This is a genomic window from Leeia oryzae DSM 17879, assembly GCF_000376945.1.
Taxonomy (GTDB): domain Bacteria; phylum Pseudomonadota; class Gammaproteobacteria; order Burkholderiales; family Leeiaceae; genus Leeia; species Leeia oryzae.
In genome coordinates, this window is sequence record NZ_AQXU01000020.1 from 75,397 (window position 1) to 90,209 (window position 14,813).

The 14,813-nt window shown below is 54.0% G+C and carries 13 protein-coding genes; 3 read left to right on the plus strand and 10 right to left on the minus strand.

What is annotated here, in order from left to right:
- Positions 1 to 345: 345 nt before the first annotated feature.
- The 4 genes from infA to F552_RS0106900 form a co-directional block, all read right to left on the minus strand.
- Positions 346 to 591 (minus strand): translation initiation factor IF-1, encoded by a 246-nt coding sequence (gene infA, locus F552_RS0106885; protein ID WP_018150996.1) that lies wholly within the window; start codon positions 589 to 591, stop codon positions 346 to 348.
- Between the two features lie 442 nt (positions 592 to 1,033).
- Complete coding sequence (locus F552_RS0106890; RefSeq protein ID WP_018150997.1) at positions 1,034 to 2,284, minus strand: NAD(P)/FAD-dependent oxidoreductase; 1,251 nt, start codon at positions 2,282 to 2,284, stop codon at positions 1,034 to 1,036.
- Positions 2,285 to 2,435: 151 nt separating this feature from the next.
- On the minus strand, positions 2,436 to 3,584 hold the full coding sequence (locus F552_RS0106895; protein WP_018150998.1) for a branched-chain amino acid ABC transporter substrate-binding protein: 1,149 nt from the start codon (positions 3,582 to 3,584) through the stop codon (positions 2,436 to 2,438).
- A gap of 63 nt (positions 3,585 to 3,647) precedes the next feature.
- On the minus strand, positions 3,648 to 4,565 hold the full coding sequence (locus F552_RS0106900) for a delta(1)-pyrroline-2-carboxylate reductase family protein (protein ID WP_018150999.1): 918 nt from the start codon (positions 4,563 to 4,565) through the stop codon (positions 3,648 to 3,650).
- A 164-nt stretch (positions 4,566 to 4,729) separates the two neighbouring features.
- Here F552_RS0106900 and F552_RS0106905 point away from each other — a divergent pair, with 164 nt between their 5' ends.
- A complete protein-coding gene (locus tag F552_RS0106905) occupies positions 4,730 to 5,479 on the plus strand; it encodes a FadR/GntR family transcriptional regulator (protein ID WP_026182468.1) in 750 nt (249 codons plus the stop codon).
- A gap of 129 nt (positions 5,480 to 5,608) precedes the next feature.
- On the opposite strand, the gene acnB is transcribed toward F552_RS0106905, so the two are convergent.
- The gene (gene acnB / locus F552_RS0106910; protein WP_018151002.1) at positions 5,609 to 8,200 is read right to left on the minus strand and encodes a bifunctional aconitate hydratase 2/2-methylisocitrate dehydratase; all 2,592 of its coding nucleotides are present in this window, start codon (positions 8,198 to 8,200) and stop codon (positions 5,609 to 5,611) included.
- 585 nt (positions 8,201 to 8,785) lie between these two features.
- On the opposite strand from acnB, the gene F552_RS0106915 reads away from it, so the two are divergent.
- Both F552_RS0106915 and F552_RS0106920 read left to right on the plus strand, forming a co-directional pair.
- The gene (locus F552_RS0106915) at positions 8,786 to 10,459 is read left to right on the plus strand and encodes a nitrite/sulfite reductase (protein ID WP_018151003.1); all 1,674 of its coding nucleotides are present in this window, start codon (positions 8,786 to 8,788) and stop codon (positions 10,457 to 10,459) included.
- Positions 10,443 to 10,937 carry a DUF934 domain-containing protein gene (locus F552_RS0106920; RefSeq protein ID WP_018151004.1) on the plus strand — a complete coding sequence of 165 codons (495 nt, stop codon included), beginning with the start codon at positions 10,443 to 10,445 and terminating at the stop codon, positions 10,935 to 10,937. The genes F552_RS0106915 and F552_RS0106920 overlap by 17 nt, the downstream gene beginning before the upstream one ends.
- A 127-nt stretch (positions 10,938 to 11,064) precedes the next feature.
- On the opposite strand, the gene F552_RS20000 is transcribed toward F552_RS0106920, so the two are convergent.
- From F552_RS20000 to F552_RS0106945, 5 genes are all read right to left on the minus strand, one after another.
- Entirely contained in the window at positions 11,065 to 11,565 is a 501-nt protein-coding gene (locus F552_RS20000) for a DUF6714 family protein (RefSeq protein WP_018151005.1), read from the minus strand.
- Positions 11,566 to 11,611: 46 nt separating this feature from the next.
- Positions 11,612 to 12,274 carry an RnfABCDGE type electron transport complex subunit B gene (locus tag F552_RS0106930; RefSeq protein WP_018151006.1) on the minus strand — a complete coding sequence of 221 codons (663 nt, stop codon included), beginning with the start codon at positions 12,272 to 12,274 and terminating at the stop codon, positions 11,612 to 11,614.
- 13 nt (positions 12,275 to 12,287) lie between these two features.
- Entirely contained in the window at positions 12,288 to 13,325 is a 1,038-nt protein-coding gene (locus tag F552_RS0106935) for a quinone-dependent dihydroorotate dehydrogenase (protein ID WP_018151007.1), read from the minus strand.
- 138 nt (positions 13,326 to 13,463) lie between these two features.
- Positions 13,464 to 13,799 (minus strand): rhodanese-like domain-containing protein, encoded by a 336-nt coding sequence (locus F552_RS0106940; protein WP_083917444.1) that lies wholly within the window; start codon positions 13,797 to 13,799, stop codon positions 13,464 to 13,466.
- A 29-nt stretch (positions 13,800 to 13,828) separates the two neighbouring features.
- Complete coding sequence (locus F552_RS0106945; RefSeq protein ID WP_018151009.1) at positions 13,829 to 14,689, minus strand: MBL fold metallo-hydrolase; 861 nt, start codon at positions 14,687 to 14,689, stop codon at positions 13,829 to 13,831.
- Between the last annotated feature and the right edge of the window lie 124 nt (positions 14,690 to 14,813).

The window sequence follows — 14,813 nt, forward strand, 5'->3', positions numbered from 1 at the left end:
TCAAGTCACTAACGGGCCATTTGCCCTGACAATACAATATTTGATCAAATAAATCCAACTGTTTATCTTTTCGCAACCATCATCCATGTGTTTTATTTGTGACAGATGTACAACCCGGACAACCAGTCTGTGGCAGCCTTTGCGGCGATTAATCGTGCCAGCTACTTGAAAATACGATGATTTCAGTCATGAAACATACCACATGTTAGTTCCTAGAACGAACAAAATTGATTCTAGCAGATAGATCGCGAAAAAAGTACATGTGATACGAGCAGACATAAAAAAACCACAACTTAATTGTGGTTTTTTGTCAAACAAATACAGCTTTATGAATATGGTATAGGCTTACCGGGCAACGCGCGGCGGACGGCCTTCAATAAACCGGTACATGACGCGGCCTTTGCTCAGGTCATAAGGAGACAGTTCAACCGTCACCTTGTCACCTGCCAGAATCCGGATGTGATGCTTACGCATCTTGCCTGATGTATATGCAATCAGCTGGTGGTTGTTTTCCAGCGTGACACGAAAACGGGAATCAGGCAGCACTTCGTCTACCACACCATTCATTTCAATCAGTTCTTCTTTAGCCATAACACCTCAATCTCTGCACTACCCGATCTGCTAGATCAGGCAGGCATTTTTAACCAGCAACATTCCCTGCGACACAGTTGGCACAGGTTGTAATACGACAAACGCAATTCAGATTTCAATGTGTGCTTCTGCAAACAGTCGGCAGGCCCGGGCGATAACTGGCATAACCAGACAGGCTGAAAAAGGTTCAGTCCATTTTGCAACACAAGCGGTTGATGAAAACAGCGCCTGACAGGGCCGAAGCTCAAGGCAACAGAAGGATGATGAGGGGAAAAATACCGTTAGAAAACGTGGTACAGAACCTGACAGCAACGTTACATTAATTTCGGGCTTTTACTATGCACTTTATTAGCAGAATAAGCAATGTATTTATTGGTTTTTCATGGACTTGGGCGGCAAACCGGGCCACTCAAGTCCATAACGGGAGACGCTCCCCTGCCACTCAGAAACGGTTGATGGCATATGGAGCATAATCAAACCCTGCCGGATTGCCAGCCATCAGGTTTGCCACCAGTTGCCCTGTCGTCGCCCCTAAGGTCAGACCCAGATGACCGTGTCCAAACGCAAATGTCACATTGGGGTGACGCGGTGCAGCCGAAATGACCGGCAGCGTATCCGGCAAGGCAGGACGGTTGCCCATCCAGAATTCAGCCCCTTCCGTATTAAAGTCACCAATCAGCTGGCGCGCTTTGCCGATCAGCACCTTGGCACGTGCCCAGGTTTCCGGCGCATGCTTGCTGGCCAGTTCTACCGTACCGGCAATACGGATTGCCCCATTGCCCATGGGCAAAATGACAAACCCGCCAGCGGCTGAAATCAAAAATTTGTCCAGCCTGACGCCTGCATTGGGTAATGTCACATGGTACCCGCGCTCGCTTTCCAGTGGCACGTTGTACCCCAGTGACTTGGCCAGCTCCCCTGACCAGACCCCTGTCGCCACAACCACCTGATCTGCATGCATGACGCTACCACTCGCCAGACGTACCCCGACAACCCGCCCCTCTTTCTGCAGAAAACCACTGACCTCGCTCTGTATCCAGGACACCCCCTCCCGGAATGCCTGCTCGGCAATCCCTTTGCTAAACAGGTAGGGGTCATCCACAAAAGACCAGGCAGGCGTATGCACTGCATGCGTGATCTGGCCATTCAACATGGGCGCACAAGCATGCAGGGCCTCTGGCGTCAGCGTCTCGCAAGCCCAGCCATGCTGCCGCTTGCGTTGCCATTTGGCGTTATCTGCATCCAGCGCCTTTTGGCTGTCATACAGGGTTAGCGCCCCATGTTTATGCCATTGCGACAACAGAGCCGGCGTCTGGACCAGCGTCAGCAAGTCGGTTTCTGCGCGTGCCAGCAGGGCATGCATACCTTGGGTAATCTGCTGCACTTTTGCCGGACGACCTGCCGCCAGAAAGCGTAGCAGCCATGGCATCAGGCCCGGCAGATATCGCCATTTGATAGCGAGCGGACCAAGCGGGTCCAGCAACCAGCCCGGGACTTTTTTCAGAATGCCTGGCTCAGACAAGGGCAGGATTTCCGTTACCGCAAATGCGCCCGCGTTACCAAACGAGGTTGATTTTGCCGGCAAACCCTTATCCACCAGCGTGACATGATGTCCGTCCCGCCGCAGGCTGGCGGCGCAACAGATCCCGACAACACCTGCACCCACCACGATGATGTCTTGTTTCTTGCTCATGATGATTTACCCATGCCATTAAATGAATACCGGCGCGCACGTGCCCTGCCCCTTGCACGCAACCGAAAAGAAAGCCCAAATCCGGGCAGATGCCAGACTTGGGCTAACGAGGAGACAGGTTACGCAATCTCCGGATTACACGAGACCACGCTTAGTGAACAACCGACTTGGCAAACCACTGGCCGGCTTTGACTTCATAAATGGTAATGGGCGCTGCTTTCAGATCCCCTTTGGCATCAAAAGCGTAGTCGGTCACCGCACCTTTGTACTGCACGTTGCGCAATGCGCCGATCAGCTTGTTGGCATCGGTTGAGCCTGACTTCTTGATGGCCTCGCCAATCATCATCACGGCATCGTAATGCTGCGGGCCATACGCCAATGGCTCGGCGTTATATTTCGCTTTATATTTTTGCAAGAAGGTACGGCCTTCCGCACGCTGGGTCAGCACGCCACCCGCCACACCCGACATAAAACCTTCACCATTGTTCTCTGCCAGTTTCAGGAACTGGTCTGTCTGGAACATATCACCGCCGATGATCTTGGCTTTCAGGCCCAATTGCTTGTACTGACGGGCGAAGGTGGCGGCCTGTGCATCTGCAAGCCCTACAAAAATGGCATCGGGTTTAGAGGCACGCAACGATGTCAGAATCGGCAGCATGTCGGTGGATTTCTGGTCTGTGTATTCACGGCGAACCACTTTCAGACCCAGCTTCTTGGCAGCGGCTTCAAACTGGTCGACCAGACCTTGGGAATAGGCTGTGCGGTCATCAATCAGCGCGACCGTCTTGGCGCCCAGCTGTTTTTTGGTGAATTCGGCCAATGCCGGACCTACCTTGGTGTCGACTGCGCTCAGACGGAATACGTTGTTGAAACCCTGGTTGGTATAGGCAGAGTTCACTGCCACTGAAAACTGCGGCACATTGGCTTCGTGATAGACGCGAGAAGCCGGAATCGTCACGCCGGAAGTGAAATGCCCGACCATGGCCACAATCTTGCTATCCACCAGACGCTGGGCTACCACCGTCCCCTGGCGCGGATCTCCGGCATCATCTTCGGACTGCAAAGAAAAATGCAGTTTCTGCCCGCCAGCCACCAGACCTTTTTTGTTCAGTTCTTCGATCGCCATTTTGGCCGAGTTCTCGTTATCTTTGCCCCAGTTGGCTTCTGCGCCCGTCATCGGAGAGGCAAAACCGATCTTGACTTCCTGATCAGCCAATACCACGCCACAAGACAAGGCAGCCACTGCGACGGCTGCTACTTTCAACCCAAAACCAAAATCACTTATCCGCTTGTTAGCCACTGTTCTCTCCTGTTATAGCTAATGAAGTATGCAAATTGTCGATATGAACGCCATGTTTACTGCCTACAACATCCCCAACTGCTGACAAGCCACCCGGCCAGCGGCCAGGTCCCATGCAGCACAGCCCACCGTTTTCAGAAAGATGGGGCTTTCTGAAGACAATGGACGGGAATCCACACTCGCTAGTGATTGCACCGCAGACCAGTCCACTCCGGCCCGGATCAGATCACCCGCCTCATGCTTTGCACCTGCCAGATCATCCACCACCAGTTGGCAGGCATGTACAACGTCTGGCGCGACCTCGGCTGACGTTGGCTGGAAAGCCCCTACGCCGACCACCAGTTGACCGGCCTTTACCGGTCCTGAGAAAACCGGTTCTGTGCTGGTTGTCAGGGTCAGAATGACATCTGCAACCGGTTGTGGCTGCTCTTTTAACACGGGCTTGCAACGACCTGGCTCACCCAGACGTTCTACAAACGCCCGCGATGAGGCATCGCTGGAGCCTTGTAGATACAAGGTTGCCATCGGGTACAAAAACAATAGCAACTGCGCATGCGCCATCGCCTGCTTGCCCGATCCGATAACCCAGAAGGAAGATGGTGTCCCTTTGAACAGCTTCTGGATGCCCAGCATGCTGACAGCTGCTGTGCGCAAACCAGTCACGGTCCCGCCATCCAGCCCGACCAGCGGCTTGCCGGTGTGAGCGTCATAGACCATCACCACACCGTGAATGGTCGGCAGTTCCGTCCCCCGGTTTTCCGGAGTGACGTTGACCAGTTTGTGGATCGCAATATCCCCGGCACTGGCCGGCATGGACAACATGACGCCACCGGTCAGCGGCACGACCTGACGTTCCGGACAATGCACGCGTCCCTGCTCGTATTCGCGCATGACATCCGACAGTGCAACCATCAGCTTTTCGACGGGGATGCAGCGCTCGGTTTCTTCGGCACCAAGCATTGCCAGCGCTTTACTGTTCATCGTTATCGCTCCAAATTGGTTCTGTTTTTTTCCGGATTACCAGAAACTGGTTTAATAATAACCAATAAATGGTCAATTTCACAACCGGTTTGTGCAAAAATAAAACCAATCTGGTCTGATTGGCCAAAAAACAGGGGGTAAGTTACAATCAACTGGTCAAATTCATGAGCACTTCAGCCATGCCGATTGAAAGCATTCCGGATAATTTCAAACCCAAACAGATCTACGAACAGGTCGCGGCCAGAATCCGCACGGAAATACAGAGCGGACGTTTTGCGCCGGAAAGCCGCCTACCCTCAGAGCGCGAGCTATCCTCCCGCTTCAAGGTCAGCCGGCCTGCGGTCAGAGAAGCGCTTGGCGCCCTGCAGAATGAAGGTCTGGTCATTACCAAACCCGGCTCGGGCACGTATGTGGCGGCGCAAGCCCAAGACCTGCTGCTGTATGGTAACGGGACAGAGGAAACCAGTGGCAAGGAGGCTGACTTTAGCCCTTCCAGCATGCTCGATACCCGCCTGATACTGGAACCCGGCATCGCCAGACTGGCCGCCCGACAAGGCCGACGCGATGCCACAGCTGAGCATTACCTGAAACTGATGGGGAAAATCGTCGATATCAACGACCCGGAACAACGGGCGCTGTGGAATGAATGTGACCGCATGTTTCATCGGCAGCTGGCCGTCATGACGGGAGACGCGCTACTGGTAAAGATTGCTGACGAAATTGCCAAAGGGATGGATCAGGCACTATGGCAGCGCCTGAAAAACGATAGTATTTACGACCTGACCGAAATTCAGCTCTACATTGCCGAACACCGCCTGATCTATGAAGCTGTGACCCGCGGGGATGAAAATGCAGCCGCGTTTTATCTGGAACAGCACATACAACGGGTACGAAGAGATATTGCCCCCAGCTGACCTTCTCCACCTGGATCCATCATAAAAAATGCCCCGCAATCGAAATTGCGGGGCATTTTTTATGGGTAGTGGCTAACGGGTATCCAACGTTAAACGTCAATACCCGCCTGCCACACATCCGGAACCGGCTTACACCTTGACGGTATCTGCCACGTCCTGGAAGTCACTGATTTCATTGAAGTTCAGGTACTTGTAAACTTCAGCAGTGCTCTTGTTCAGAATACCCATGTTTTGCTGGTACTCTTCCAGCGTCGGGATTTTACCCAGTTTGGAACAAATGGCGGCCAGCTCTGCAGACCCCAGGAACACATTCGAGTTTTTGCCCAAACGGTTCGGGAAGTTACGGGTAGAGGTCGACATGACGGTAGCGCCTTCGCGAACCTGCGCCTGGTTACCCATACACAGAGAACAGCCAGGCATTTCCGTACGGGCACCCGCGGTACCAAATACGCCGTAATGGCCTTCTTTGGTCAGTTGCTGGGCATCCATTTTAGTCGGTGGCGCAACCCACAGTTTCACAGGCAGGTCACGTTTGCCTTCCAGCAGCTTGGACGCGGCACGGAAATGACCAATGTTGGTCATGCAAGAACCGATGAACACTTCGTCAATCACGGTGCCAGCCACTTCAGACATGAATTTCACGTCATCCGGGTCGTTCGGACAGGCAACGATTGGCTCTTTCACGTCAGCCAGATCAATTTCGATCACGGCTGCGTAATCGGCATCGGCATCGCCTTTCAGCAGTTCACCGTTGGCAATCCAGTCTTCCATGGCCTTGATACGGCGTTCCAGGGTGCGAGCATCCTGGTAACCTTCAGCAATCATCACTTTCATCAGGGTGATGTTGGACTTCATGTACTCAACGATCGGCTCTTTGTTCAGGTGCACGGTACAACCGGCAGCAGAACGCTCTGCAGATGCATCAGACAATTCGAATGCCTGTTCAACCTTCAGGTCTGGCAAGCCTTCGATTTCCAGAATACGGCCAGAGAAGATGTTCTTCTTGCCGGCTTTGGCCACGGTCAACAGACCTTGCTTGATAGCGTACAGCGGAATCGCGTTGACCAGATCACGCAGGGTAACGCCTGGTTGCAGTTCGCCTTTGAAGCGCACCAGTACAGACTCAGGCATGTCAAGCGGCATCACGCCAGTGGCGGCGGCAAATGCCACCAGACCGGAACCCGCAGGGAAAGAAATACCAATCGGGAAACGGGTATGGGAGTCACCACCGGTACCTACGGTATCAGGCAGCAACAGACGGTTCAGCCAAGAGTGGATTACGCCGTCGCCCGGACGCAGCGCTACACCGCCACGGGTTGAAATGAAGGCTGGCAGTTCTTTGTGCATCTTCACGTCAACAGGCTTAGGATACGCCGCTGTGTGACAGAAAGACTGCATGACCAGATCGGCAGAGAAGCCCAGGCAAGCCAGATCTTTCAGCTCGTCACGGGTCATCGGGCCGGTGGTATCCTGAGAACCCACGGTGGTCATCTTAGGCTCGCAGTAGGTACCTGGACGAACGCCCTGGCCTTCTGGCAAACCACATGCACGACCGACCATTTTCTGCGCCAGGGAGAAGCCCTTGCCAGAGTTGACCGGGTCTTTTGGCAGACGGAAAACGGTAGCAGCTGGCAGACCCAAGGCTTCACGTGCCTTGGCGGTCAGGCCACGACCAATGATCAGGTTGATACGGCCACCGGCACGCACTTCATCCAGAATCACTTCAGATTTCAGGGCAAATTTCTCGACCACTTCGCCATTTTTGACGATTTTGCCTTCGTACGGGTAAACGTCAATCACGTCACCCATTTCCAGTTTGGAAACGTCTACTTCGATTGGCAGTGAGCCAGAATCTTCTTGGGTATTGAAGAAGATCGGGGCGATCTTGCCACCCAGGGTCACGCCGCCAAAACGCTTGTTCGGTACAAACGGGATATCCTGGCCAGTCGCCCAGACAACCGAGTTGGTTGCTGACTTGCGAGAAGAACCGGTACCCACCACGTCACCCACGTAAGCCACCAGATGACCTTTTTTCTTCAGGTCGTCGATGAATTGCATCGGACCACGTTTGCCGTCTTCTTCCGGAACAAACGCAGCACCCGGGCGGGTGTTTTTCAGCATGGCCAGGTAGTGCAGCGGAATATCCGGACGGCTCCAGGCATCTGGCGCAGGAGACAGGTCATCGGTGTTGGTTTCACCCGGTACTTTAAATACGGTAACGGTAATTTTCTGTTCGACTTCCGGACGGCTGGTGAACCATTCGGCATCGGCCCAGCTTTGAATCACGGCTTTGGCGTTGGCATTGCCCGCATCGGCCAGGACTTTCACATCATGGAAATAGTCGAATACCAGCAGGGTCTTTTTCAGGCCCTCTGCGGCAATTGCGCCAACCTTGGCATCGGCCAATAAGTCGATCATTGGCTTGACGTTGTAACCACCCAGCATGGTGCCCAGCAGTTCTGTTGCTTTTTCGCGGGAGATCAGCGGAGAAGACACAGAACCTTCTGCAACAGCAGCCAGGAAAGATGCTTTGACTTTGGCAGCATCATCAACGCCAGGCGGTACACGGTGAGTAATCAGGTCGACCAGGAATGCTTCTTCCCCTTTTGGCGGGTTTTTCAGCAGTTCAACCAGGTTTTCTGTCTGCGCAGCAGACAACGGGAGCGGTGGGATACCAAGCGCGGCGCGCTCGGCCACATGTTGACGGTAAGCTTCTAACACGGCTGCAATCCTTGTTATGTAGGCACTTATTTTGTTAGCCAGATGCTAAGGGGTTATACGACAGCTAGTAGGCGTAGCTCCGTCCCCCGGGTGAACACCCGACGCGTACGATCACGCCCGGCCAGCATGGTCTCGTACCCGCAAAACACTCGCGGCACACGCAAAGCGCTCTTTAAAGTACGGTCTGGAAAAGGACATAATTCGCCCTTTGATTTTACGCCGGATGCTTCGGTATGTGAAGCAATTTCACTGCAACGCAGCAAGCGGTTTCTGCCAGCAAAAATATCCAGTATCATGGGCCATCTGACGTCGGGTTCTGAACCCAGAAACTCCGCTGGACGAGATGTTCTCCGACACGCGAATGAGGATGAAAAGCACGCGTTTTCTCCTCAGGAATCACCTCTATATTCCCTATGGTTCTATACATATCAGTAATGATTCTATTTTTGATTTCTAAGGGTTTGCTATAATCGCGCGTTCCAAGTCCATACAAAGCATTCTTGCAGCAGATAGTCAGTTCCACGCCAGCAACACTGCGGTAAACGCCATCTGATGCAGTCACCCGCCTGAATTACAGGAAATAGCATGTATATTTATGATGAAATCGACCAGCGTCTGATAGATGACCGGGTACGTCAGTTCCGGGATCAGACCCGCCGTTATCTGGCAGGCGAACTGTCTGAAGATGACTTCCGCCCGCTGCGTCTGCAAAATGGTCTGTATGTCCAGCGTCACGCACCAATGCTGCGTGTCGCCATCCCTTATGGCCTGCTGTCCAGCAAGCAGTTGCGCAAGCTGGCGCACATTGCCCGTACCTATGACCGTGGTTATGGCCACTTCTCTACCCGTCAGAACATCCAGTTCAACTGGCCAACGCTGGAATCCGTACCGGATATCCTGGAAGAACTGGCCACTGTGCAGATGCATGCCATCCAGACCTCTGGCAACTGCGTGCGCAACTTTACCTCTGACCAGTTTGCCGGTGTGGCCGCCGATGAAATCATCGACCCGCGCCCTTACGCTGAAATCATGCGCCAGTGGTTTACCTTCCACCCGGAATTTGCCTACCTGCCGCGCAAATTCAAGATGGCCCTGAACGGCGCAACCCATGACCGTGCCGCCATCTATGTACACGATATCGGTATTGAGCTGGTACCCGGTGACAATGGTCAGGTACTGGCCAACGTGATTGTGGGTGGCGGCCTGGGCCGTACCCCGATTATCGGCAGCATGATCAAGAAAGGTCTGCCATGGCAGGACCTGCTGACCTATTGTGATGCCGTTTTGCGTGTGTACAACCGTTTTGGCCGTCGTGATAACAAATACAAGGCACGTATCAAGATTCTGGTAAAAGCCCTGGGCCCGGAAACTTTCGCCGACATGGTGGAAGAAGAATGGAAATACCTCAAGGATGGTCCGGGTCGCATTACCCAGGAAGAATTCGATCGCGTTAATGCTTACTTCCAGCCGCGTGACTACGAGCAATTCAGTGGTAACGATGCGGGCTTTGAACAGCAAAAGACAGAAAACCCTGCTTTTGCACGCTGGGTGTCCCGCAATGTACACCCGCACAAACGTGCCGGCTATGCATCGGTGACACTGTCACTGAAAGGTGTAGGGTTTGCACCAGGCGACGCAACCGATGCACAAATGGATGCGGTTGCAGATCTGGCAGACAAATACAGCTATGGTGAAATCCGCGTATCACACGAACAGAACCTGATTCTGGCCGATGTTCGCCAGTCTGACCTGTTTGCCGTATGGGAAGCTGCCAAAGCCAACAAGGTAGCCAACCCGAACATCGGTATGCTGACCAACATGATTGCCTGCCCGGGCGGTGACTTCTGCTCGCTGGCCAATGCCAAATCCATCCCGATTGCGGAAGGCATTGCACAGCGCTTTGACAATCTGGATTACCTGTTTGATATCGGTGAACTGGACCTGAACATTTCCGGTTGCATGAACTCTTGCGGCCACCACCATATTGGTCACATCGGCATTCTGGGTGTGGACAAGAACGGTAGCGAGTGGTACCAGATTTCGCTGGGTGGCAATCAGGGTACCGACCCGCTGGGTACCAAAGCCAGCCTGGGCAAGGTGATTGGCCCGTCTTTTGCACAAGATGAAGTGCCAGACGTGATCGAGAAGATCATCAAGGTCTATCTGGACCTGCGCCAGGACGACGAACGGTTTATTGATTCTGTACAACGGCTCGGCATTGAGCCCTTCAAGGAGCGTGTCTATGCCAAAGCTAATTAAAAACGGGCAGATTCTGGACGATACCAGCGTTATCCTGACGGATAGCGAAGGCAATGAAGTACATGAAGATGGCGATGCCATTGTACCGCTGGCCTGCTGGCTGGATGAACGCCATCACCTGAAGGCACGCCACACGTCAGTCGGCGTCTTGCTGGAAGGTGATGCAGAGCCATCTGAACTGAAAGATGACCTGGATTATTTGAAGCTGATCGCCATTAACTTCCCGTCGTTTGTAGACGGCCGCGGGTATTCGATTGCCCGCTTGCTGCGCGAACGATATGGCTTTAAAGGCGAGCTGCGTGCCGTGGGTGACATCCAGCGTGACCAGTTGTATTACCTGGCGCGCTGCGGCTTTGACAGTTTTGTGATTCCGGATGGTCGTGATGCTGAAGCCGCACTGGCCAGCTTTAATGACTTTTCTGATTCTTATCAGGCAACGGTGGACCGCCCTGTTCCGCTGTTCCGTCGCCGCAAATAATCCGTGCAAGTCTGACGGATGCAAACACAAGCCGAAAGCCCGCTTTCGGCTTGTGTGCTTTTAGGGCCCGGATTTCTATTGTCTGACCCTAATCCTAACCTGCACCAGCCATATCCCCTCGATACGCTCAGGCGAACTGTTTCCAGTAGCTGTCCAGCGCGTCTTGCGCCTTGGACAAACCGGCATTGTCCAGCCCGGCCCAAAACTTGAGGCATGCAGCAATGACGGTGGCCTGTTCTCGGTTGAATGCGGCAAAGCGCTTTTTCTGTGCATCGACCAGATCCCAGCGGGTAGGCATCACCAGCGCATCCAGCAGGCTGGCCAACAGCTTGTGCTTGATGGCACGGTCGTGGTTTTTCAGACACCAGGTCAGGATAGCGGGCATATAGTAGACAAAGGCTTTGTCATCCAGATGCGGGAACGGGTTAATGCTTTTGTCGAACGAGGCATCGGAAATCTGCCACCAGCGCTTGTCGTTATCCAGCGCCCGGGCATTTTCACGACGGCTATTGGCCGGACCATACTGACGGATGACATCGGCCTCGCGCAGGGTTGGTCCGCCACCACGCTCGGTGACATGATGGAATGCTAAACGGATGGCTGTGATTTGTGCTGCTGCGTCGCTCATTCGCCTTCCTTTCGGCTATGGATGCGTAGACGGTATCACACCGCAGTCATGATTTGGGTTTTTCCAGCTGTTGTCTTGCGCGTTCCATGGCAGCAAGAATCGCGGCTTGCCTCGCATTGGCAGGAGAAGTCGGCTCGCTGGCAGCGGCGGCGGGTATCGGTGCGGCATTGGCCAGTCTGGCGGCACGTTCTTGCTTGTCTCTGGCAATGCGAAACAAATGGAACTGGTGATGCGTTCTGGCCTTAGCCGCACGCACCGGCCCCAGTGGCATCGGGAACTCGGTGGTGATGTCTGCGGCCGGCAGCAGGTCGATACATTCGGTCGGGCAAGGCGGCAAACAGAGTTCGCACCCGGTACAGCGGTCTGCCAGTACCGTGTGCATATGTTTGGCTGCCCCGACAATGGCATCCACCGGGCACGCCTGAATGCACAAGGTACAACCGATACAGTTGGCTTCGTCTACCTTGGCGACCAGTAACGGCTTGGTGATGCCACACGTCTCGTCCAGCGGCTTGGCAGCATGTCCGGTCAGGGCGGCAAGTGCGGTAATACCGGCGTCTCCGCCGGGCGGACAGCGGTTGATGTCTGCGGTGCCCGCCGCGATTGCCTCTGCATACGGCAGACAGCCTTGATAGCCACATTGCCGGCATTGGGTTTGCGGCAAGATGGCATCGATTTGAGCGGCAGAAACGGGCGTGGTCGCAGTCATGCTGAAATGTCTTTTACCGTTGTTTGGAGCGGGTGTAGGCCAGTGACGCTTCGACCGCTTCCTTGACGAGCGTCGGTCCGCGATACACCAGACCGCTATACAGCTGGATCAGGCTGGCTCCCGCCGCCAGTTTTTCTTCTACGTCATCCGCCCCGAAAATGCCGCCAACGCCAATAATCGGCAACTCGCCAGCCAGCAGTTTGGACAGCTCGCGGATTACCTGGGTGGATTTGCGGCGTACCGGCGCACCCGACAAACCACCGGCTTCAGCACCGTGCTTCAGGTGCTCTACCCCGATGCGCGACAGCGTGGTATTGGTGGCGATCACGGCATCCATCTGATGACGTTTGAGCAAGTCGGCCATCTCGATCAACTGTGGCAGCTCCAGATCCGGTGCAATCTTGATGGCCAGCGGCACATAGCGGCCGTGCTGGTCTGCCAGCTGGCGCTGGGTAGCCTTTAGCGTAGACAGTAACGCACCAAATTCATCGGCTTGCTGCAACTGGCGCAAGTTTTTGGTGTTGGGTGATGAAATGTTGACCGTAACATAACTGGCGTATTGATAGACCTTGGTCAGGCCGATCACGTAATCGTCCGTGGCTTTCTCGATAGGGGTATCGGCATTCTTGCCGATGTTGATCCCCAGAATGCCGCCGTAGTGACTGTGTTTGACGTTTTCGATCAGGGCATCGACGCCGTCGTTGTTAAAACCCATCCGGTTAATGATGCCTTCTGCACTGGGCAGACGGAACAGGCGCGGCTTGGGATTGCCGCTCTGCGGGCGTGGCGTGACGGTACCGATTTCCAGAAAGCCGAATCCTAGCGCGGCGAGCCCATCAATATGATCCCCATTCTTGTCCAGACCGGCAGCCAGGCCGACCGGATTGGGAAAATCCAGCCCCATGACCCTGACCGGGTTGGCGGGTGAATGGCCGGAGAGTACACGGCCAAAGCCCATGGCTTCGAGAGAATCCAACATGCCCAGACTGAGACGATGGGCCGTCTCGGCGGGTAACGTAAACATCAGTGTGCGCAACAGTGGGTACACCAAAACCTCGGCTTGCTAGTCATATAAAATAACTGGCAATTATACCCTGAAATTCTGGTGCAATGCGGAATGACGTTTCAAGCGGTGTGCGGACCGGTGCACGGGCAATCAGATTGCCTGCACGGACGGATAAGCGAATGATTAGCGACCACGCACAATGCGTTTTTGCAGTCGCATGGACAAACCGCCCACGCCGCCGCCGTTAACAACCTGCTGGTAGCCAGCAGACGCCAGGGCTTGCCGTGCCACAGAAGAACGCATGCCTGACTGGCAATACACTATCACTGGGGTGTTTTTGTCTGTGACAACGCTACCGATTTTCTGGCTGATGTTATCCAGCGGGATACTGATGGCGCCTTCAATATGACCAGACTCAAACTCGCCCTGAGACCGAACGTCAATCAGGATGGCGTTGTCGGGCAAGGGAGCGTCAGATTGTCCTGTGAGCATGTTCAATACTTTCTTTAACCAGTTCATGAATTTCCTTGGGGTGGATGCAGCAATGCCTAGAGCGCATTGACGGGAATTTTCAGATACGACACGCCATTGGACTCTGGCGCTGGAAGTTCACCGGCACGTATGTTGATCTGGATGGCAGGCAAGATCAGCACCGGCATATCCAGGGTTTTGTCTCTCCCACGGCGCAGCTCGACAAACTCTGCCTCGCTGGTGTGGCCGGCCAGATGCTGATTGGCTGATTTCTGTGCTTGCACGGTCACCAGGTACAGCGGCCCGCGTGTGGCCGGTGGGTAGTCATGACACATGTACAACCGGGTCTCCGGCGGCATCTGGTAGAACTTCTGGATAGAGTGGTACAGCTCGCTTGCAGAGCCACCGGGAAAATCACAACGCGCCGTGCCGATATCCGGCATGAACAGGGTATCTCCGACAAATATGGCATCTTCTACCTGATAGGCCACATCCGCCGGTGTATGACCCGGCACGGACAGTGCCTTCATGGTCAGTTTACCCACCGGGAATGTCTCGCCGTCTTCAAACAGGTGATCAAAATGATGGCCGTCTGCGACAAAGTCGTCACCCAGGTGAAATAGCTGCTTGAAAGTTTGCTGTATAAGGGTGATTTTTGCGCCAATCCCCGTTTGGCCGCCCAGTTGTTTTTTGAGCCAGGCGGCAGCACTGATGTGATCGGCGTGGGCGTGGGTTTCCAATATCCAGTCTAGGGTGAGTTTGCGCTCGCGGATGAAATCCACCAGCTTTTGCGCACTGGCGGTATCTGTTCTGCCGGACTTGGGATCATACCCCAGCACGCTATCGATAATGGCTGCATGGCCGCCCAGCGCATCGTACACCACATAACTATAGGTAGAGGTTGGCTTATCATAGAATGCCTGGATTTGCGGCTGCATGATGAATCTCCATTAATATACTTTTTTATATATTATTTTTGAGTATATACTAAACGATATAAAATACAATCCCGAAGCCATGTATGATGATAAATGCACACGGGCTTTTACAATGTATTGTAGG

What these genes read in the sequence shown, in the direction of transcription:
- infA (WP_018150996.1), bottom strand. Translation starts at nt 591, where the DNA reads ATGGCTAAAGAAGAACTGATTGAAATGAATGGTGTGGTAGACGAAGTG.
- F552_RS0106890 (WP_018150997.1), bottom strand. Translation starts at nt 2,284, where the DNA reads ATGAGCAAGAAACAAGACATCATCGTGGTGGGTGCAGGTGTTGTCGGG.
- F552_RS0106900 (WP_018150999.1), bottom strand. Translation starts at nt 4,565, where the DNA reads ATGAACAGTAAAGCGCTGGCAATGCTTGGTGCCGAAGAAACCGAGCGC.
- F552_RS0106905 (WP_026182468.1), top strand. Translation starts at nt 4,730, where the DNA reads ATGAGCACTTCAGCCATGCCGATTGAAAGCATTCCGGATAATTTCAAA.
- F552_RS0106915 (WP_018151003.1), top strand. Translation starts at nt 8,786, where the DNA reads ATGTATATTTATGATGAAATCGACCAGCGTCTGATAGATGACCGGGTA.
- F552_RS0106920 (WP_018151004.1), top strand. Translation starts at nt 10,443, where the DNA reads ATGCCAAAGCTAATTAAAAACGGGCAGATTCTGGACGATACCAGCGTT.
- F552_RS20000 (WP_018151005.1), bottom strand. Translation starts at nt 11,565, where the DNA reads ATGAGCGACGCAGCAGCACAAATCACAGCCATCCGTTTAGCATTCCAT.
- F552_RS0106930 (WP_018151006.1), bottom strand. Translation starts at nt 12,274, where the DNA reads ATGACTGCGACCACGCCCGTTTCTGCCGCTCAAATCGATGCCATCTTG.
- F552_RS0106940 (WP_083917444.1), bottom strand. Translation starts at nt 13,799, where the DNA reads ATGAACTGGTTAAAGAAAGTATTGAACATGCTCACAGGACAATCTGAC.
- F552_RS0106945 (WP_018151009.1), bottom strand. Translation starts at nt 14,689, where the DNA reads ATGCAGCCGCAAATCCAGGCATTCTATGATAAGCCAACCTCTACCTAT.